Annotated in this window: 19 protein-coding genes; 3 read left to right on the forward strand and 16 right to left on the reverse strand. The window is 65.3% G+C overall.

Going from position 1 to position 19411, the window contains the following annotated elements; genetic code table 11:
• Nucleotides 1–147: 147 nt before the first annotated feature.
• A complete protein-coding gene (locus OC446_RS19335) occupies nucleotides 148–882 on the forward strand; it encodes an FUSC family protein (protein ID WP_262030652.1) in 735 nt (244 codons plus the stop codon).
• 179 nt (nucleotides 883–1061) lie between these two features.
• On the opposite strand, the gene OC446_RS19340 is transcribed toward OC446_RS19335, so the two are convergent.
• Together OC446_RS19340 and OC446_RS19345 are read right to left on the reverse strand one after the other, a co-directional pair.
• Nucleotides 1062–1349 (reverse strand): hypothetical protein, encoded by a 288-nt coding sequence (locus OC446_RS19340; protein WP_262030653.1) that lies wholly within the window; start codon nucleotides 1347–1349, stop codon nucleotides 1062–1064.
• A 174-nt stretch (nucleotides 1350–1523) separates the two neighbouring features.
• Complete coding sequence (locus tag OC446_RS19345) at nucleotides 1524–2096, reverse strand: PRC-barrel domain-containing protein (protein ID WP_262030654.1); 573 nt, start codon at nucleotides 2094–2096, stop codon at nucleotides 1524–1526.
• Nucleotides 2097–2335: 239 nt separating this feature from the next.
• Here OC446_RS19345 and OC446_RS19350 point away from each other — a divergent pair, with 239 nt between their 5' ends.
• Nucleotides 2336–2602, forward strand: a complete 267-nt coding sequence (locus OC446_RS19350) for a hypothetical protein (RefSeq protein ID WP_262030655.1) — start codon at nucleotides 2336–2338, stop codon at nucleotides 2600–2602.
• Between the two features lie 54 nt (nucleotides 2603–2656).
• On the opposite strand, the gene OC446_RS19355 is transcribed toward OC446_RS19350, so the two are convergent.
• The 14 genes from OC446_RS19355 to aceA form a co-directional block, all read right to left on the reverse strand.
• Nucleotides 2657–2992: a hypothetical protein gene (locus OC446_RS19355; protein WP_262030656.1), complete on the reverse strand. Its 336-nt coding sequence runs from the start codon at nucleotides 2990–2992 to the stop codon at nucleotides 2657–2659.
• 491 nt (nucleotides 2993–3483) lie between these two features.
• Entirely contained in the window at nucleotides 3484–3879 is a 396-nt protein-coding gene (locus OC446_RS19360; protein WP_262030676.1) for a YbaN family protein, read from the reverse strand.
• 64 nt (nucleotides 3880–3943) lie between these two features.
• Nucleotides 3944–5242: an amidase gene (locus OC446_RS19365; protein WP_262030657.1), complete on the reverse strand. Its 1299-nt coding sequence runs from the start codon at nucleotides 5240–5242 to the stop codon at nucleotides 3944–3946.
• 175 nt (nucleotides 5243–5417) lie between these two features.
• A complete protein-coding gene (locus OC446_RS19370) occupies nucleotides 5418–7532 on the reverse strand; it encodes a sensor histidine kinase (RefSeq protein ID WP_262030658.1) in 2115 nt (704 codons plus the stop codon).
• Between the two features lie 24 nt (nucleotides 7533–7556).
• A complete protein-coding gene (locus tag OC446_RS19375) occupies nucleotides 7557–8606 on the reverse strand; it encodes a sensor histidine kinase (RefSeq protein ID WP_262030659.1) in 1050 nt (349 codons plus the stop codon).
• A gap of 9 nt (nucleotides 8607–8615) precedes the next feature.
• Complete coding sequence (locus OC446_RS19380) at nucleotides 8616–9065, reverse strand: response regulator (protein WP_181050710.1); 450 nt, start codon at nucleotides 9063–9065, stop codon at nucleotides 8616–8618.
• On the reverse strand, nucleotides 9066–11306 hold the full coding sequence (locus tag OC446_RS19385) for an ATP-binding protein (protein WP_262030660.1): 2241 nt from the start codon (nucleotides 11304–11306) through the stop codon (nucleotides 9066–9068).
• On the reverse strand, nucleotides 11303–11869 hold the full coding sequence (locus tag OC446_RS19390; RefSeq protein ID WP_262030661.1) for a biliverdin-producing heme oxygenase: 567 nt from the start codon (nucleotides 11867–11869) through the stop codon (nucleotides 11303–11305). Before OC446_RS19390 ends, OC446_RS19385 begins: the two co-directional genes overlap by 4 nt.
• Entirely contained in the window at nucleotides 11866–12621 is a 756-nt protein-coding gene (locus OC446_RS19395; protein ID WP_262030662.1) for an ABC transporter permease, read from the reverse strand. The genes OC446_RS19390 and OC446_RS19395 overlap by 4 nt, the downstream gene beginning before the upstream one ends.
• Nucleotides 12618–13556 carry an ABC transporter ATP-binding protein gene (locus OC446_RS19400; protein WP_262030663.1) on the reverse strand — a complete coding sequence of 313 codons (939 nt, stop codon included), beginning with the start codon at nucleotides 13554–13556 and terminating at the stop codon, nucleotides 12618–12620. Before OC446_RS19400 ends, OC446_RS19395 begins: the two co-directional genes overlap by 4 nt.
• Nucleotides 13553–14719, reverse strand: a complete 1167-nt coding sequence (locus OC446_RS19405) for an ABC transporter permease (RefSeq protein WP_262030677.1) — start codon at nucleotides 14717–14719, stop codon at nucleotides 13553–13555. Before OC446_RS19405 ends, OC446_RS19400 begins: the two co-directional genes overlap by 4 nt.
• 294 nt (nucleotides 14720–15013) lie before the next feature.
• Nucleotides 15014–15928 (reverse strand): ABC transporter substrate-binding protein, encoded by a 915-nt coding sequence (locus OC446_RS19410; protein ID WP_262030664.1) that lies wholly within the window; start codon nucleotides 15926–15928, stop codon nucleotides 15014–15016.
• Between the two features lie 290 nt (nucleotides 15929–16218).
• Nucleotides 16219–16428 carry a hypothetical protein gene (locus OC446_RS19415; RefSeq protein WP_181050716.1) on the reverse strand — a complete coding sequence of 70 codons (210 nt, stop codon included), beginning with the start codon at nucleotides 16426–16428 and terminating at the stop codon, nucleotides 16219–16221.
• Nucleotides 16429–16466: 38 nt separating this feature from the next.
• On the reverse strand, nucleotides 16467–17786 hold the full coding sequence (aceA, locus tag OC446_RS19420) for an isocitrate lyase (protein WP_262030665.1): 1320 nt from the start codon (nucleotides 17784–17786) through the stop codon (nucleotides 16467–16469).
• A 187-nt stretch (nucleotides 17787–17973) separates the two neighbouring features.
• Here aceA and OC446_RS19425 point away from each other — a divergent pair, with 187 nt between their 5' ends.
• A complete protein-coding gene (locus tag OC446_RS19425; RefSeq protein WP_262030666.1) occupies nucleotides 17974–19407 on the forward strand; it encodes a short-chain fatty acyl-CoA regulator family protein in 1434 nt (477 codons plus the stop codon).
• Nucleotides 19408–19411: the final 4 nt, after the last annotated feature.

Below are 19411 nucleotides of genomic sequence, written 5' to 3' on the forward strand. Positions count from 1 at the left end.
TTCAAGGCCGCCTGACTCGGGAGACAAGATTCCCCTGCGACCAAAGGTACTTTCCCGCCCTTACGCCCAAGCCTCAAAGTTGCCTGGATTGGCCCTGTATGACCTGAACACCGTCTCAAACGATTTGCGGATCGGATCATCAGCCTCATGAGCAGCCCGCCTCAGCATGGAAGTGACTTCACCTTTCCCTGGTCGGTCGATCAACAACCGCAAAACAACCTCATCGAAAAACTCGAGCGATTCTACAGGCTGAGCCTTCTGCGCTGGCGCTTCCTCGAAGCATGCCGGCAGGCGGCGCGTCCCAGACTCACACAGGCCGGCGCCGTGCTCGACCAGACGATGCTCGCCACGGCTTTGATCGTCGTACCCAAAGTGATGGCCGGCTGGGACAGGCTTCGTCCCGCTCTGGTCTCCCACGCGCGAGCGCTGCGGCCGTTCCTTCCTCTTGCCAGCGAAGAGGACGATGTGCTGGCCGCCGATCCGGCCTGGGAAATCCTCGCCGAGTTTCAGGCGCTCGCTCCCGACCAGCAGGACAAGGCGGCCCGGAACCTCGCACTCCTGTGGGACCATTTCGAGCATATGTTCGGAGGCCTGAGCGGCTTTCTGGCGGAGCCGGCCATCGAGCAATCCGTCTATCTCGATAAGCTGACGACGGCCTCGCGGCGGATGAAGCTGGCGCGCGGGTCGGAGGTCGCCTTCCACTATGTCACGGTCGAGCTGATGCGGCTCTACGTCTCCTACCTGCAGCTCCGACGGTCGGACCGGCCGGCTTTGGCGCTGGCCGCCAATGTCGTGGCCCTGATCAGCTGTGGGCGCATGGCGACGCCTGCAATCACATCCGAGGTGGAGCTCGAGCGGGCGCCGCATGCGCAGGCAGCCTAGCGCATCGGACGTGAATTCGAACTCACGTCCGATGCGCTAAGTTTTTGGTTTGGCGCATCTTTCCACGCAGAACCGGTTTCCACTCTTGCGTTCGATGTTTTAGCGCCCTCACGCGATCATGAAAAAGGTCCGAGAGGCTCAGGCTCCTCCCGGACCTTGGTTGGATGGGATCGTGAGGCTTAACGGCAGCGGCGGATGCGGCGCGTGACGGTATCGCCGTCGTCGTTCTCCTCGCGGATCACCACGGTCCGGCAACGATCGATGCTGCCGGTCGACAGGTCGTCCCGGTCGTAGACGCGCCGGTGCTCGATATAGCGGCGCTCGTGGCGGTCGCGATCCGGACCGACGCGGACGCTCGGGCCGTCAGGGCCGATGCCGAACTGTACTTGAGCAGATGAAGGCGTCGAGACGACGACACTCGAACCGATCAATGCGGCCGCCAGGAGCCAAACGGACTTCTTCATCATTCCATCTCCACGTATTGTCGTTGGGAGACAAACGCGTTACTTCGATTTACGTTTCATGGAATGAATTCATAAAGATCTCGACGCTCGGTTCTCAGGGCAAAACCAAGGCAGGCTCGAAAACAACTATAATCGGTAATCGGCACTGCGGACGAATACACGCTGGCGGCGCGTTTGTCAGATCGGCCCTCTCGGAATGTCGTGCCAGTAATCCCGCAGCTCCTGCTCGCGCTTGCGGTCCGGCCAGACCTGGTCGTCGCCGTAGAAGGCGGGCGCGCCCTGGACCTGGGCCTCGGTCACGTCGGTGCGGTAGCCTTCGAGGTCCTTGTCGTAGGACAGCTTGTCCCATGGAATCGTATGGTGATGCACCCCGATGCCCAGGAAGCCGCCGAAGATCATGTCGACGTAGAGAACCTTGCCGCTCACCTTCTCGATCAGCAGGCGCTTGATGGTGCCGATCTGCGTGCCCCGTGGGTCGTAGACGGCGGTGCCTTCCACGCGGTCGCTCTCGATCACCGGGTGCCAGGCGGCCGTCCGGTTGATGGGCCCCCAGAGATAGGAGCCGTTCTCGATGATACCCGCTGCCACGACGGCCCGGCTCACGTCGAGATTCCACTCGTCGTCGGGGCCGATCCGGCGGTCGAGTTCCCAGGGGCCTTGGTCGGCGGGCAAGGTCTCGCCCGCCTCGTTGTCGGCGAAGCCGCGCAGCTCGGGGGTCATCTTGGACCGGAACACGTAATAGGTTCTCATGAGCGCCTCCCATCCGACAGGAATCGCTGCGCATTCCTCATGGCGATAAGCGGCCGTGAGGCGATTGCAAGTTCAACCTCAAGGTCTTCAACCCGGTTCCTCGCACCTGCGAAAAACCGCGCGAATGCACCTTTTTGCCACGTGCTTTACGACATTGGAGCGCGGGTCTTTCGGTGGTAGGCTTCTCCCTCAAGCAAGACGCGCTTCGGAGTTCAGGGAAAGAACCAGCAGTGGCAGACTTGGCAATATCCTTGCTCGTCGTTCTGGCTGGCGCCATCGGGATGCTCCTGCTGCTGCTCACGTGGTTCGGCGGCAGAACCATCACGCCGGAAATCGACGATGATCTCGATCCCATCCTGGGCGCACGCGATCCGGTGGCGATCTACGAATCCCATGGCCCGTTCATCCCCATGCCGGCGCATCTGAAGACCAGCGATCAGATGGTGGAGTGGATGACCAAGGAGCTTCCCAAGCTCACGGCGGAAATCGCAAATCCCCGCGCATGACATTGCCCATGTGGGCATCGCCCATGTATCAGCGCCGGATAATCGGACTGACCGTTAGTCGCAGCGGCGGACCCGCCGCGTGACAGTGCGTCCCCAATCGTCCTCTTCGCGGATGATGATGTTGCGGCAGCGGCTCTCATAGCCGTAGCGGCGTCCCTCACGCAGCGCGTCCCGACGGCCCGCCTCATAGGCGCGGTTGCGATCCTCCTCCCGACGCTCGCGCCAGCGCTCGCGACGTTCATAGCGCTCCTGCTCGGGATCGCGCACGCCGATCTGCGGACGACCATCGGGCCCGATTCCGAACTGGAGCTGCGGCTGGGCCAAGGAGGGAGAAGAGACGAGAAGGCTAGAACCCAATGTGGCAATGGCCAGGAAAACGATTTTTCGCATCAGATAATGTCCTATTCAACAATCGCATTCCAACGCCCGCCCATAAAACGCGGTTCCAAACAAGAAACGGTATGACTGTCGGCAATGGTTCAATGAAAACGGGATACGTGGCCTTAGATCAAGGAAACATCAAAGCTGAAGCCAGAATACTGACAGCATAGGCCATGGCGATCAGAAGCGGCGCAAGCATTGCGGCGGAAGCGAGCAGGAAAACCGACAGGCTGAGACTGCGCATGATCTGGCTCCTTCAATCGTGCAGCTTGCAGCGTAACCGGAACCTGGGCCGCAACATGGCACAACCTTGGCCAAACATGAGAAGCTCTGCATAGATAAAGCTCTTATATAGCCTTGCAGCACCTGGTTTTTCTGTCGAAAATCGCATGAAATCCTAAAGCACCGAGCGCAAAAGTGAGAACCGGTTTTGCGTCGAAAGATGCGTCAAACCAAAACATGAGAGCATCGGACGTGAGTGCGGTTTCACGTGCGTTGCTCTAACGATCGGGAGCGTCCGTGACCAGGACGCCGGCACGATCCCGCGGCGTCGGGCGCGTCGCGATATAGAGCGCGACGCTGCCCATGATAGCCGCGAGCACAACGGGAAGAACGCGACTTTCCGTCAGCCACAGAATCAGCGCATAGGACAGGGCGAGCGTCGTCAGCGCATAGATCTTGGCGTGACGCGGGATGGCCCTTTGATCGCGCCACGTGGTCAGGAGAGGGCCGAAGCGAGGATGGTTGTAGAGCCTCTCGGCCAAGGCCGGATTGGAGCGCGCGAAGCACCAGACCGCCAGGAGCACGAACGGCGTCGTCGGCAGGACCGGCAGGAAGATGCCGATGATGCCGAGCGCGAGACTCGCATAGCCGAGGCAGAGGAAGAAGAGGCGCATCGTCGTGTCTCTCGCCGGACGGATCGGAATGGGCATAACGCGCCGTTCTCCGGTTTCGTGCCGCTCACACCCCCTGACCCAGCAGGGTCTCGACGCTTGCGGCGATGTCGAGGAGACGCCGGTCATGGCCGTGGCGCGCCACCAGCATGAGCCCGACCGGCCGCTCCGTGCCGGGGATCGGCAGGGAGATGCCGGTGAGGTCGAACTGGTTTCCGAACGTGGTGTTGCGCAGGATCAGATCATCGGTCTTGTTGTAGAGCTTGGTGTCGGCCTCGAGCGGGGCGATCAGAGGGGCCGAAATGGCGGTGGCCGGCAGCACCAGCACGTCGAGAGGTGACAGGCGCTCGTCTATGGCGGCGATGAGCGCGCGCCGGCGGCGCAGCATGCGGATATAGATCGGCGCAGGCACCTTGCCGCTGCGCGCGATCCACCAATGCACGCGCGGGTCGATCTCGGCGACCTTGGCCTCGAGCCAATCCGCGTGAACCTCGGACGCTTCGATGGACGCGATCGAGGACGTGACGGTGTTGTCCTTCATGGCGTCGAGCAGATCCTCGATGCCGTGATCGACGATCCGCGCCCCGGCTCCGGACAGGCGCGCCAACGCGGCCTCGAAGGCCTGCTCCACCAGGGGCTCCGTCTGCCCGAACAGGCGCCCGCGCGGTACGCCGATCCGAAGGCCCGCCAGGGAATGGGGAGTCAAGAGGCGCGGTTCCTCGCCCGCCATGACGGCGTCCGTGAAGGCGCAGGCCTGCACATCGCGCGCGAGCGGCCCGATCGAATCGAGACTGGGTGCGAGCGGAAACGCGCCGTCGAGCGGAACGCGATGCGCGGTGGGCTTGAACCCGACGACGCCGTTGAGGGCCGCCGGAATGCGCACCGAGCCGCCGGTATCGCTGCCGATGGAAATCTCGCTCGTGCCCTCCGCCACCGTGACGCCCGCTCCCGAGGACGAGCCGCCCGGAATGCGCGAGGGGTCCGTCGCATTGCCGGGCGTACCGTAATGGGGATTGAGGCCGATTCCGGAGAACGCGAACTCGACCATGTTGGTCTTGCCCAGGATGACGGCGCCCGCCCGACGCAGGCGGCGCACGATGATCGCGTCCTTGTCGGCGGGAGGCGCGTCGCGCAGGGCGATCGAGCCCGCGAGGGTCGTCTCGCCCGCCACGTCGAACAGGTCCTTGATCGACACGATGGCGCCGTCGAGCGGACCAAGCGAGAGACCCGCGCGACGCCGCGCATCGGCCGCATCGGCGGCGATCCGCGCCGCATCCTCGTAGACGCGCAGAAACACCCGTTCGTCGTCCCTGCGCGCGTCCAGGCGCGCCAGAATGGATTCGAGCTTGTCGCGGGTCGTCGTCATGAGGGCACCGGATGAGAGGAGATTAGTTCCAGGGTTGAGCCGGGATGGCACTTTAACGCAACCCTGTCATCCCCGTCGAACGTTGTGCGGGGGAGGGCCGTTGCGTCGAAGTGCACGTGGATCCCCTTCCCTCACTTCACTTGGCCTGAGGATGACACGGCAGAAGCCTTATCCTTCACGACGCATAGCGCTCCTGGGCCTCGCCCGGGCCAGTCTGGTCCGACGTCATGGTCGAGATCGGGAAGGTGATGACGCAGCGGATGCCCGCGGGGGCGAAATCGAGCTTGATCTCGCCGCCGAGCTGCTGCGCGAGACCGCGCTGGATCAGCTTGGAGCCGAAGCCCTGGCGCTCGGGCTTCTTCACCAGCGGGCCGCCGCTTTCGACCCATTCCACGAGAAGCGCCGGCTGTCCGCTCCCCGACGTGACGGCCCACATCACATGCACCTTGCCGTCCGGGACCGAGAGAGAGCCGTATTTGACGGCGTTCGTCGCCAGTTCGTGCACGGCGAGCCCCAGGGCGAGGACGGCGCCCGGCTGCAGATTGATGCGCGGGCCGCGCAGGCGGATGCGCTGCCGCATGCCGTCCTGATAGGGCTCCAGCTCGTTCTTCAGCACGTCTTCCAGGAGCGCACCCTGCCAATGGGTAGCCGTGAGCAGATCGTGGGTCTTCGCCATGCCGTGCAGCCGGTCCATGAAGGCGTTCCACGCGGCGGGATCGCTGTTGTCGGCAGAGCGTCGGGTCAGCGAGGCGATCGACTGGACGGTCGCCAGCGTGTTCTTGACCCGGTGGTTGAGCTCGTGCAGCAGAAGCGCCTGCCGCTCTTCCGCCAGACGGCGCTCGGTGATGTCCTGAGACACGCCGACGATGGACAGCTGTCCATCCGGACCGTTCCTCATCCGGCCACTCACGCGGATCCAATGCTCGCTGCTGTCGGGCCAGAGCACGCGATACTCCATGTGAAGATCCGCACGGTTCGCAAGCGCCTGTGCGACCGCTTCGGCTTGCCCGGCGCGGTCGGCGGGATGAATCGATGCAACGAGATCCGCATAGGAGAAAGGCTCGTCAGGCCCGCGCCCGAAGTTCGCGCGGCAGATCGCCGATGTGGTGAACACTCCCGTGGACGGGACCAGCTCCCAGGAGCCGAGATGCCCCGCATTGAGCGCCAGGCGCAGGCGCGCCTCGCTCTCGGCCATGTGGGCGAGAACCTCTTCCCGCTCCCGCTCGTGCTTGCGGATGCCCGTGGCCGCTTCCACGAGCGCCTTCTTGATCGTGTCGAATTCGAGCACGCGCGTGGTGGCCCGATCGGTGATTTCGCTGCCGCGGCCGAGGGACTGGGCCGCCGTCACGAGCCGGTCGACCGGCTTCGAGATGGAGCGCGAGAGCAGGACGGCCAGGAGGATGCCGCCGAGGATGACCGCTCCGAGAATCGTGAGCCAGAAGAGCGAGCGCTGGGCCGATTTCGCCAGCTCCGTTTCCGGGATGCTGATGACGAAGGACCAGCCGTAGGTCGGCGACTGGCTGAAATAGGTGCGCACCGGAATGCCGTCGAGCGTCACGCTCCGCAGAAGACCTTCCGGCTGGGCCGCCAGGGCCTCCTGGACATTGGCGCTGGCCGGCTGCCCGACGAAGCGCTCCGGCGCCCGCGAGCGCGCCACGAGAATCCGGCTCCGGTCGAGCACGGCGGCGTTCCAGTGGTCCGCGACCCTCTGGTCGCGGATGATGTTCTGGAAGACGTCCGGCGTGATCCCGAGCGAGAGGACGTAGGCGACGCGGTCGTCGACCATCACCGGCACATCGATGGTGATGAGCCGCTGTCCCGTCAGCGACCCTACATAGAGATCCGACACATAGGGCTTGCGGGTTTCCGCGACGCGCCGCAGCACGTCCGGGCGCTTGCTGTCCGCCAGAATGACCCCGTAAGGCACGCGGGTGTTGAGGATGATGCGGCCGCCGGGTTCGGAGAGCGCGACCCAGGAGGGGTCCGCGAGATTGGTGCTTTCCGCCAAGCGGTAGAAGACGTCGAACTCGCCCCGGGCGAGGCTGGGCGCCCGGGACAGAACCTGCAGGGCGACCACGAATTTCTCGATCTCGCGATCGAGCGACAGGCTCAGCGCGCGCGCCGTCTCCTGCATGCGCAGGTCGATGGCCCGCCGCTCGGAACGGTAGGCCGAGTAGAGGCCCGCCGCCGCCACCAGCATGGTCGGCAGGGCGAGCACCAGCACCAATCCCCACAGCACCTGGCGCAACGAGGTCCGGGCGCCCTGGGACAGGTCCCGGGCCGCTTTCACGGAATATGATCTTCGCCCGATCATCTAGCCGCCATCCTGAACCGGCATGGCGACACGCACCAGGACGGCGGGATCGTCGAGCGGCCATTCCACGTCCGCATCGAGCTGGCGGGCAAGAGCCTTGAGAATGGTCCCGGAGGCGCTGTCTTTCGCGTGCTGCTTCTCCTCCAGGCTGAAGGCGTCGTCGGCGACCTGGAAGACCAGCCTGCCGTCCAGGATCCGCAACAGGAGCTTCAGCTTGCCCTTGCGCTCCTTGTAGGCATGGGTGAGCGCATTGACGACGATCTCGTTGAACAGGAGCGCTATGGAAGCGGCCTTCGACGCTTCGACCTCCACTGTGTCGATCTCGAATTCCGGCGTGATCCTCACGCCCGGAATGGATTCGGTGAGTTCCTCGCACAAGCCTTTCGCGAAACGCGACACGTCGAACCGCGTCGATCCCTGCCCGTCGTAGAGGTCCCGATGCGCGGCGGCGAGCGCCTGCATGCGCTCCTTCATGCGCCCGAGAGCCTGGCGCGCGGGCCCGTCCTCGGTCTGGCGGAACTCGATACCGATCAGGGAGAGAAGCAGCTGGAGATTGTTCTTCACCCGGTGGTCGAGCTCGTGCAGGAGCGCCGTGCGCTGGTCGAGCATCTGCTGCAGGGCATCCTGCGCCCGCTTCTTCTCGCCGCGTTCCCGGGCCTCGGCGAGAGCGCGCAGGACGGTGGCGGGCAGCCGGTCGAGCTTGTCCTTGAGGACGTAATCCGTCGCCCCACGCTTCAGGGCCTCGACGGCGACCTCTTCGCCGAGGGCGCCGGAGACGAAGACGAACGGCGTGGCCCGGGACATCTCCCGGGCGATCTCGAGCGCGTGCAGACCGTTGAAGGCGGGCAGGAGGTAATCGGCGAGAATGAGGTCCCAGGTCCCGTCGCGGACGGCCCTGGTGAAATCGTCCGCCGAGACCACGCGCTCGATCGAGACGGGCAATTGGGCATCGGCCAGGGTTTCCGCCACCAACTCGGCATCGAGCGCGCTGTCCTCCAGGAGGAGGATGCGCAGCACCCGGTCGGATGGGATGACGGAAGTCTTGTCCATCGGCAGCCTTTAAGCGCCGTTGCGCCGCGGCGGCGGCTCGTTGAGGATCGCCCAGAACACGCCGAGGTCCTGGATCGCATCGAAGAATTCGCGGAAGCCCACGGGCTTCACCACGAAGGCGTTCACGCCGAGCTCGTAGCTGCGCACGAGATCGCTCTCCTCCCGCGAGGAGGTGAGCATGACGACCGGCGTCTGCCGCAGGTGCGGATCCGCCTTGACCTTCTCCAGCACCTCGAGCCCGTCGACCTTCGGCAGCTTGAGGTCGAGCAGGACCACGGCCGGGTCGCTGGTGTTGCGGCTCTCATGGGCGCCGCGGCGATAGAGGAAGTCGAGCGCCTCCTCGCCGTCGCGCACCACGACGACCTCATTGGCGAGCTGGCTCTGCTCCAGAGCGGCCAGCGTCAGTTCGAGATCCTTCGGGTTGTCCTCAACCAGAAGAATCGGTTTCAGCTCCGCCATTCACGCGGCTCCTTCGTTCTGATCCGGCAGGGCGATGGAAAAGGTCGCTCCCTTGTCGAGCGCCCCTTCGGCCCAGGCCCGGCCTCCATGTCTTTCGACGATCCGGCGGACATTGGCCAGCCCGATCCCGGTTCCTTCGAATTCTTCCATGCGATGCAGGCGCTGGAACACGCCGAACAGCTTGTCGATGTACTTCATATCGAACCCGACGCCGTTGTCGCGTACGAAATAGACGGTCTCCCCATCCTTGCGGACGGAGCCGATCTCGATGCGCGCTTTGTCCCGGGGGCGGGTGTACTTGACCGCATTGTCGAGCAGGTTCTCGAAGACCAGCCGGATCAGCACCGGATCGGCGTTCACGGGAGCCAGGTCCCCGACGACCCACTGGATCCGGCGGTCGCCCTGTTCGGCCGAGAGCTTCTGCCTGATCTCGTCGACCAGGCGGCCCACATCCACCGGCCGGGGCTTCAGGGCCGTGCGGCCCATATGGGAGAAGCGCAGCAGGTTGTCCACCAGGGTTCCGGCCGTGTAGGCGGCCTCGATGATCGTGTCGACGTAGCGCTGGCCCTTCTCGGACATCCCGCCCGCTTCCTGCTTCTTCAAAAGCTCGGAATAGCCGACGATGTGGCGGAACGGGGCCCGCAGGTCGTGGGACACCGAATAGGAGAAGGCCTCCAACTCCTTGTTGCTGCGGCGCAGCTCCTCCGTCAGCGACGCCATCTCCTCGGCACGGCGCAGCACGATGCCCACGATGGCGTTGCGCAGCTCCTTGACCGCCTCGACCTCGCTCCGGTCCCAGGCCAGGGAGCGGTCCCGCACCGTCTCCTTCCAGATCTCGAAGGAGCGCCGGGGATGAAGCCTTAAGGATCCGGCCTCCTCCTGGACGGGCTTCTGCGGATTGCCGCCCCATTTCACCGTCTGCACGACCTCCGGGCGGAACCAAAGCACGTAGCTCGAATGCACCTTCGAGATCGAGATGGAGAGAAGCCCGCTCGCCTTGTCGACGAAAGCCTTCGCCGCCGGATAGACCTCCGACAGGTCGTCGGTGGCGAAGACGTCCGCCTGCTGGTGTTCGGAGAGCCAATGGAAGAGCGCCCTGACCTGGTCCTTGTCGGGAGCCCGGCCGAGGCACCAGCAATGGTCCTGCGTCACGACGGCCGCGCCCTGCGCGCCGGCGAGCATCATCAGGTCACCCGGGTGGTTCACGAGGCCCGCGATGAAATGCTCCTCGGCCGCCATATGGGCGAGAAGCCGCGTCTGCACGGCGCCGAGGCGCACGCGGTCCTCGGCCAGCATCGTGTTCTCCCGCGCCTCCAGTTGCAGCGAGAAGATCTGCGTGAGGAAGTCGCAGGCGTTGCGCACCTGGAGCGAGACCCGCTTCGGCTCCTTGTTGTGGCAAGAAATCAGACCCCACAATTCGCCGTCGCGCAGGATCGAGATCGACATGGAGGCGAGCGTCCCCATGTTGCGCATGTATTCGAGATGCACGGGCGAAACGCTGCGCAGCACCGAGTCGCCCAGGTCGAGCGGCGCTGGATCGCGCGACTGGATGGGCACGGGCGTGTAGCCGGCATCGGGAATGATGCGCAGGCGGTTGCGCCGGTAGAGCTCGCGCGCCTGGGCCGGGATGTCGGAGGCCGGGAAGCGCAGGTCGAGATAGGACGGCAGCACTTCGTTGCGGTCCTCGGCCACGACGGTGCCGTTCCACTGCTCGTCGAAGCGGTAGATCAGCACCCGGTCGAAGCTGGTCATGCGGCGGATGTCCTGCGCGGCCAGTCCGCACAGAACCTCGATGGTGGATGCCCCCTGCAGCTGCTCCACGAAACGGCGCAGGGTGGGATAGAGCGCGTCGATGCTGGAGACCGCATCGACGGGAGGCTCCTCCAGTTCGAGGATCGCGCAATCGCCCGAGCGGGAGACCGCCGTCTCGAAGACGCGCTCGTCCTGCGTCGTCCTGACCCGGATGGTGCGGACGAAGCGGGTGTTTCCCGCCGTCGGCGGATCGGCGAGCTGCGCGTCGAACTCGGCGCTCAGGGCCGGCAGAACCTGGGTGAAGGGCCGGCCGAGCACATCGGCCGCCTGAAAGCCGAAGATCTCCGCGACATTGGCGCTCGCATAGGCGATCGTCCTGTCTGACAGGTTGATCGCGAGAAGAATTCCATGCGGCTGGATGCTGCCCGGAATGTGGATCGGCTCCCGCTCGCAGGCGGTCAGGTCGATATCTTGCAATTGCTCAGTCATGGGGTCTCGCACAGCCAATCATGCATTACGGTGAAGGTGTCTCGTGCGGCCCCGACGATCAGATCGTCGGCCTCCGGCGACGAGGCTTCCAGGAGCACTGCGCCGAACGACTTCCACATGGCTGCAACATTTCGTCCATAGCTGCGGAAATAGGCGCAGCCCGTTTCCGCCGTCAGTCCAAGCCGGTTCTCCACTTCGCGCGCGATGATCGCGCCGCCGAGCGTGGAGCCCTCGACCACATACATGCTGCCCAGCACCGCCTCGGGCGCCGGCAGGGGCATGAGAGGACGGCATTGTGGCAAACCGATGATGTCCTCAGATTTTAGTCCTAGCGCCTCGAGATCCCGGGCGAGAAGACGGGTCTTGCAGCGGCTTTCGAAGAAGGCCCGGTCGGGCGCCCGATCGGCGGCCGCGCTTTCCCAGGCCGCGTGGAATCCATGGAAGCGGATCAGCAGGTCCGTATAGGCCTCTCGCGACGCGATCCGGCTGTCGAGATCCATGGCGGCCTCGATCCGGTCGTGAGCGTCACGGGTTTCGATCTTCAGTCGTTCGAGAAGCGTCATGACACCTCGTCGGCAGCGCGACCCAGCTTCGCGGACACGCGCCGCTCGGCCATTCCCAATCCGTCGTGGATCAGAACGGCGAGCAGCGCAACCACCAAACCGCCCTGCAGCACGAATGCAACGTTGTTGGATTGGAGGCCCGCGATGATGACCTCGCCCAACCCCTTGGCCGCCACCGTCGACCCGATGGTGGCGGTGCCGAGGCTGATGATCACCGAGAGGCGGATCCCCGCGAGGATCACAGGAAGCGCGAGCGGCAGCTCCACCTGGAACAGCCGCTGGCGCGGGTTCATGCCCATGCCTTTGGCGGCGTCGAGCGTCTGCGGCGAGACTTCCATCAGACCCGTGAGCGTGTTCTCGAAAATCGGCAGGAGTCCGTAGAGAAACAGCGCGATGAAAGTCGGTTTCTCGCCGAAGCCGACGAGCGGCACGGCGATCGCCAGAACGGCGACCGGCGGGAAAGTCTGGCCGATATTCACCAGGCTGCGCGACAGCGGCAGGAACTCGCGTCCCGAAGGACGCGTGACGAAGATGCCGAGCCCGAGCGCGAGGATCGTGCTCGCCAGCGTCGCGAGGAACACGATGCGCAAGTGCGACAGCGTCAGGGAGAGCAGGCTGCCCTGGTTGTAGATCGCCGGCGCGCCGTTCACGGTCAGCGGCTCGAACGCGAAGGCGAAAAGCTGCGGCGCCGTGATGAAGAGCAGCAGCAGGACCAGCGCCGCCCCGCGCCAAAGAAGCGAGGGCGCGCTCATGGAGCGGACCGCCCGTGCGCCACGATGCCCTTCACGCTGACGCGACCGACGAGGGCGCCCGATGCATCGGCGACGGGCAAGGCTTCCCGGCCGGTCCAGATCAGCCGCGAGAGGGCATCGCGCAGGGTATCGGTGACGGACACGGGCTCGCCCTCGGCCGGTCCGGGCTCGATGGCCTCGCGCACCTTCAGCAAAGACAGGAGACGGAAGGGCCTTTCCGCCGTTCCCACGAGCTGCTCGACGAAGGCCTCCGCCGGGCGCGTGAGCAGCTCGGCGGGCGTCGCGTATTGCAGGAGCCGCGCCTGATCCATCACGGCGATCCTGTCGCCCAGCTGGAATGCTTCGTTCATGTCGTGCGTGACGAGCACCACCGTGGTGCCGAGACGGCGCTGGATGGCGACGAGATCGTCCTGCGCCTTGCTGCGGATGACCGGATCGAGCGCGCCGAACGGCTCGTCCATCAGCAGCACCGCGGGCTTCGCCGCCAAGGCGCGCGCGACGCCGACGCGCTGCTGCTGCCCACCAGAGAGCTCGTGCGGGAATTTGTTGGCGAATTCCGCCGGGTCGAGCTGGAACAGGTCGAGCAGCTCGTCGACGCGGGCCGCGATTTGCCGTTTGTCCCAACCGAGCAGGCGCGGCACGGTGGCGATGTTCTCCGCGACATTGCGGTGAGGAAACAATCCGTAGCCCTGGATCACGTACCCGATCCGGTGGCGCAGCTGATCCTCCGGGATCGCCATGGTATCCTGGCCGTCGATGAGCACGCGGCCTTCGCTCGGCTCCACGAGCCGGTTGATCATGCGCAGCAGGGTCGACTTGCCCGCGCCCGACGTGCCGACCACCACGGTGATCGTTCCCTCGTCCATTCGGAGGGACACGTCGTCGACCACGATTGTTTCGGCATAGCGCTTGGAGAGATGTTCGATCTCGATCATGGAGAGCCTCGTCTGGTCAGATCGATGATCGCATCGAGAATGATGGCGGCGGCGAACGACAGGGCGACGGTGGGAATCGCCCCCAGGAGCACGAGGTCGATGGCCGTCTGGCCGATGCCCTGGAACACGAAGGTGCCGAAGCCCCCGCCCCCGATCAGCGCCGCCACCGTGGCCAATCCGAGATTCTGCACCAGCACGATGCGGATGCCGGTGAGGATGACCGGCGGCGCCAGGGGCAGTTCCACCTGCCACAGGCGCTGGCGCGCGGACAATCCCATGCCGCGCGCCGCATCGATGACGGCCGCCGGCACCTGCCTCAATCCGGTGACCGTGTTGGCGACCACCGGCAGCAGGGAATAGAGAAACAGCGCGATGAAGGCGGGCGCGGCCCCGATGCCGCGAATCCCCAAGGCGGCCGCCAGCGGCACATGGGCGGCGAGATAGCCGAGCGGCGCGATCAGGATGCCGAAGAGCGCGATGCTCGGAACGGTCTGGACGACGTTGAGAACCTGGAGGATCGCATTGCGCAGGCGCGGGACGCGATGGCCGAGAATGCCCAGCGGCAGCCCGACGAGGCAGGCGGCCGCCATCGAGCCGAACGCCAGCCACAGGTGCTGGCGCGCCTCGCGCCAGAAGGTGTCCGCCCGGCCGGCATATTCCTTGAGCAGGGAGAGATCGTTCCAGGCGCCCGAGACGAGCAGCAGCGCGACCGCGCCCGCCGCCACCGCGAGGGCGGCAAGCCGCGCCCAGGGAGAGAGACGCAGCCGCGTCAGCGCATCGGCGGCCAGCAGCGCGAAGGCCAGGGCCAGGAGCCAGAAGCCCAGGGCGGGCGAGACGCGTGCGAAGGTGTTGCCGGGCGGGGTGATGAATCCCGCCGACCAGCCGACCGCGGGAAAGATCGCGCACAGGCCGATGGATGCGGCCGCGAGGCGGATCAGCGGCGCGCGGACAAGGGCTGCGCACCCTGCTACGGCGAGGGCCAGGACCATCACGCCGACGGAGCCTGAAGGCGGCAGCGCATCGGCCAGCATCCGGCCCTCGCCGGCCACGATGCGGTTGGCCCGGTAGATGACGAACGGTGAGGCGAAGAGCGCGGCGCCGATCAGGACGGCGATCACGCTCCCGAGCCGATCCAGGGACAGGGAAGAACGCAACGAGGACATGCCGGGCGCGATGGTTCGGGAAGAAAACGTCGTCACAAAATTTCCGGCCCTTATCGCACCGTCTGGGTCATGAGGATACGGTTCATCCTTCTGCTTGCCGAGTCCTCATCCTGAAAGTCTGGTTCATAAGCAGGCTCGTCCCTGAGCCCTCATCCTGAGGGCCGCCGGAGGCGGTGTCTCGAAGGACGAGGGCGCTTCCAGTGCGTGCTGGATGATCCTTCGAGACGCCTGCTGCGCAGGCTCCTCAGGATGAGGTCAGAGGTTGATAGCCGTCTCCAAAACCGGAACCTCAGATCACTTCAGGAAACCCTTGGACTTCAGGTAATCCGTCGCCACCGCCTTGGCGGGCTCGCCGCCGACCTGGACGCGGGCGTTGAGGCCCTGGAGCGTGGTGAGGTCGAGGGAGGCGAAGACGGGCTTCAGGATCTCGGCGATCTTCGGGTTCTCCTTCAGGACGGATTCGCGGATGATCGGCGCCGGAGCGTAGACCGGCTGCACGTTCTTATCGTCCTCGAGCACCGTGAGACCCGACGGGGCGATGCCGCCGTCGGTGCCATAGACCATGGCCGCGTTGGCGCCGTTGGTCTGCTCGGCGGCCGCCTTGATGGTCGCGGCCGTGTCGCCGCCGGAGAGCACGATGAGCTGTTCCGGCTTCATCTTGAAGTTGTAGGTCTTCTGGAAGGCCGGCAGGGCCGCGTCCGAATTCACGAACTCGGCGGAGGCCGCCAGCACCACCTTGCCGCCCTTCGTGACCCACTGGCCGAATTCGGACAGGGTCTTCAGCTTGTTGGAATCGGCCACGTCCTTGCGCAGCGCGATGGCCCAGGTGTTGTTGGCCGGCGAGGGATCGAGCCAGACGATCTTGTTGGCGTCGTAATCGAGCTTCTTGGCTGTCTCGAAGCCCTTGGCCGCGTCCTTCCAGACCGGATCGTCCGCCTTGTTGAAGAAGAAACCCGCATTGCCGGTATATTCGGGATAGATGTCGATCTCGCCCGACGTGATCGCCTTGCGCACCACTGGGGTCGCCCCGAGCTGGATCCGGTCCTGCGTCTTGATGCCGTTGGCCTCAAGGGTCAGCAGGATGATGTTGCCCAGGACCGAGCCTTCCGTGTCGATCTTCGACGAGACGACCACGTCGGCTCTGGCGGCGCCCGCCCCGGCGAGCGCCAGCGCGGCGGCAAAGGTGAGCGATGTGAGGACGGTCTTCATGCGGAACCCCTTGAGAAACCTTGCCCGGCTGTTTTTAGGACAGTCGAGCCGTTTCGGCAGGGGGGTGGCTCCGGAAGAATGAGGCCGGAGCACAAAAACTTCGTGTGACGGCAAAAGATCCCGCCGAAGGAATTTTCGTCCTCCGGCGGGGCGACCGTTTCAGCGGCCCGGGCGTATCGTGCGGAAAAGTGGTGCCGGTTTTCCGCTCCAGACGATACGCCCAGCTAAAAGCAGCATCGGATGGATCCCAAAAGTGCAAGTCCACTTTTGGGTCCGATGCTTGGGCCTCTTCAGGCGCTCAGGGTCGACGGAGGCTCCTGGGCGATGGTGAAGCGGACCTGAGCCTGCGGGCGATGGTCCTCGGACAGGGTGCGCCAGGTGCGCTCGGCCTCGGTGCGGCTGTCGAAGGGGCCGACGACCCGCTCGGTGCCCTGGACGATGGTTTCGCAGTCGCAGGAGGTGTACTCGCCGCCGACCACCCAGAAACGTGACTTCATCATATCGGTCTCCATTGGTGCAAAGGGTTCGAGGTGTTGCGTTACTCGGCCGCCTGGAGCTTGGCCGGATTCTGGAACTGCGCGGTCTCGGTGGATTCCGCCATCGCCGTCGTGGAGGACTTGCCGCCGGTGATGACCACCGAGACCTGGTCGAAATAGCCGGTGCCGACCTCGCGCTGGTGGCGGGTGGCCGTGTAGCCGTCGGCCTCGGCGGCGAATTCGCGGGCCTGGAGCTCGGAATAGGCGCCCATGCCCCGGTCGCGGTAGCCGCTCGCCAGATCGAACATGCCGTAATTGAGCTGGTGGAAGCCGGCGAGCGTCACGAACTGGAACCGGTAGCCCATGGCGCCAAGCTCGCGCTGGAACTTGGCGATGGTGGCGTCGTCGAGCTTCTTCTTCCAGTTGAAGGACGGCGAGCAGTTATAGGCCAGGAGCTTGCCCGGGTAGCGCTTGTGGACGGCTTCCGCGAACTTGCGCGCATCGTCGAGATCGGGATGCGAGGTCTCCCACCACAGCAGGTCGGCCAATTCCGCATAGGCAAGGCCACGGGCGATGCAATGGTCGAGTCCGGTGCCGTCCTTGAGGCGATAAAAACCTTCCGGGGTGCGGCTGTCGGGCTCGATGAAGGGCCGGTCGCGCTCGTCCACGTCGGAGGTGATGAGCTTGGCCGATTCCGCGTCGGTGCGGGCCATGATCAGGGTCGAGGTGCCCATCACGTCGGCGGCGAGCCGCGCGGCGATGAGGTTGCGCTCATGGGCGGAGGTCGGGATCAGCACCTTACCGCCGAGATGGCCGCATTTCTTCTCCGAGGCGAGCTGGTCCTCGAAATGCACGCCCGCGGCGCCGGCCTCGATATAGGCCTTCATGATCTCGAAGGTGTTGAGCGGTCCGCCGAAGCCGGCCTCCGCGTCCGCCACGATGGGCAGGAACCAGTCGCGCTTGGCGCCGCCCTCCGCATGCTCGATCTGGTCGGCCCGCTGGAAGGTGCGGTTGATGCGCCGGCACAGTTCGGGGCCGGAATTGGCCGGGTAGAGCGACTGGTCGGGATACATGGCCCCGGCCACGTTCGAATCCGCCGCCACCTGCCAGCCCGAGAGGTAGATCGCCTCGAGTCCGGCACGCGCCATCTGCATGGCCTGGTTGCCCGTCATGGCGCCGAGCGAATGGACATAGGGGCGCTCGTGCAGGAGCTGCCACAGGCGCTGGGCCCCGCGCTCGGCCAAGGTATGGACGATGGGGAAGGATCCGCGCAGCCGGGCAACGTCCTCGGCCGAGTAGGGCCTGCGGATGCCGTCGAAGCGCCCCTCGGGAGCGGCGGGGATCAGGTCCTGCAGGGAACCCGGGTTCGGCTGGCTGGTCATGGCGATCCTTTCTTTTACATTTCTTGACAAAACTCTCCTGCAGGCCAGAATTGTTGCAGAGCAGCAGGACGTCTTGACGGTATAATCCGCGAAGAAGCGTTTGTTTCAACGTCGGATTTCAAAAGAAAAGTCGCCTTGTAAAGCTTTGACTCGGCTGGTCGTGTAAACTTGTAAAAAGATTTACAATATGGATGAGAGCAGAAAGCTTTTCGTAGGTCCCCGCCTCAAGCGGCTGAGGCGGGAGCTCAACATGAGCCAGTCCCGCATGGCCGAGGAGCTCGGGCTCTCCCCCAGCTACCTGAACCTGATGGAGCGCAACCAGCGCCCGATCACCGCCCAGGTGCTGATCCGGCTCGCCCACGCCTATCAGCTCGACCCGCGCGAATTCGCCAACGACGATCACGAGCGCACCGTCTCGGAGCTGGAGGAGGTCTTCGCCGACCCGCTGTTCCGCTCCACCCCGGTGGCCCGGCTCGAACTGCGCGAGACCGTGGAGAGCGCACCCTCCCTGGTCGACGCCATCAACCGGCTCTACCGGGCCTATCAGGCCCTGCGCGGGGCCCGCGAGGCCGTGACCCCGAGCCTCAGCGATCGGGACCGGGCCGAGGATGCCCCTCAGGTCAATCCGGTCGACCGGGTCCGGGAGCTGATCCACGAGGCCAGGAACCATTTCGCCGAGCTGGACGAGGCCGCCGAGGCTCTGGCGTCGGATCTCGCCCTGACCGGCCACGAGCCCTTCTTCGCCATCGCCGAGCGCCTGCATGCCCGGCACGGGATCCGCGTGCGCGTCATGCCCATCGACGTGATGCCGGATTCACTCCGCCGCTACGACCATCACCGGCGCCAGCTCCTGATATCCGAACTTGTCGATCCCTCTGGAAGGACCTTCCAGGCCGCCTACCAATTGGCTTTCGCCGAGATGCGCGAGACCATCGATGCGCTCGCGATCCGTCTCGAGCCGGTGGACGGGCCCGCCCGGCGCCTGCTGCGCGTCTCCTTCGGCAATTACTTCGCCGGCGCCCTCATGATGCCCTACGGCCGGTTCCACGCGGCCGCGGAAGCGCTCGGCTACGACGTGGAGGTGCTGGGCGCCCGCTTCGGCGCGAGCTTCGAGCAGGTGGCGCACCGGCTCACGACGCTGGCCCGCCCCGGCGCCCGGGGCATCCCGTTCTTCCTGGTGCGGGTGGATTCAGCCGGCAACGTCTCGAAGCGCTTTTCCTCAGGCCGGTTCCCGTTCTCCCAGTTCGGCGGCACCTGCCCGCTCTGGAACCTGCATTCCACCTTCCGGACCCCGGGACAGGTAGCCACGCAAGTGATCGAACTGCCGGATTCCTCGCGCTGGTTCTCCATCGCCCGCACAGTAAAGCGTGCCTTCAACCCCTGGGGAGCGCCCGATCCCCAATTCGTCGTGGGCCTCGGCTGCGAGCTGAAATACGCCCACCGCCTGGTCTATGCGCGGGGCCTCGACCTGTCCTCGGCGGATGCGACCCCCATCGGTATCAACTGCCGCCTGTGCGAGCGCGCCGCCTGCCCGCAACGCGCTGCCCCGCCCCTCATGCACGCCCTGATCGTCGACGAAATGAAGCGCGGCGTCTCGCCCTTCGAATTCGACGCGACCTAGAGCT

The organism is Microvirga sp. Mcv34, assembly GCF_024519725.1.
Classification (GTDB): Bacteria; Pseudomonadota; Alphaproteobacteria; order Rhizobiales; family Beijerinckiaceae; genus Microvirga.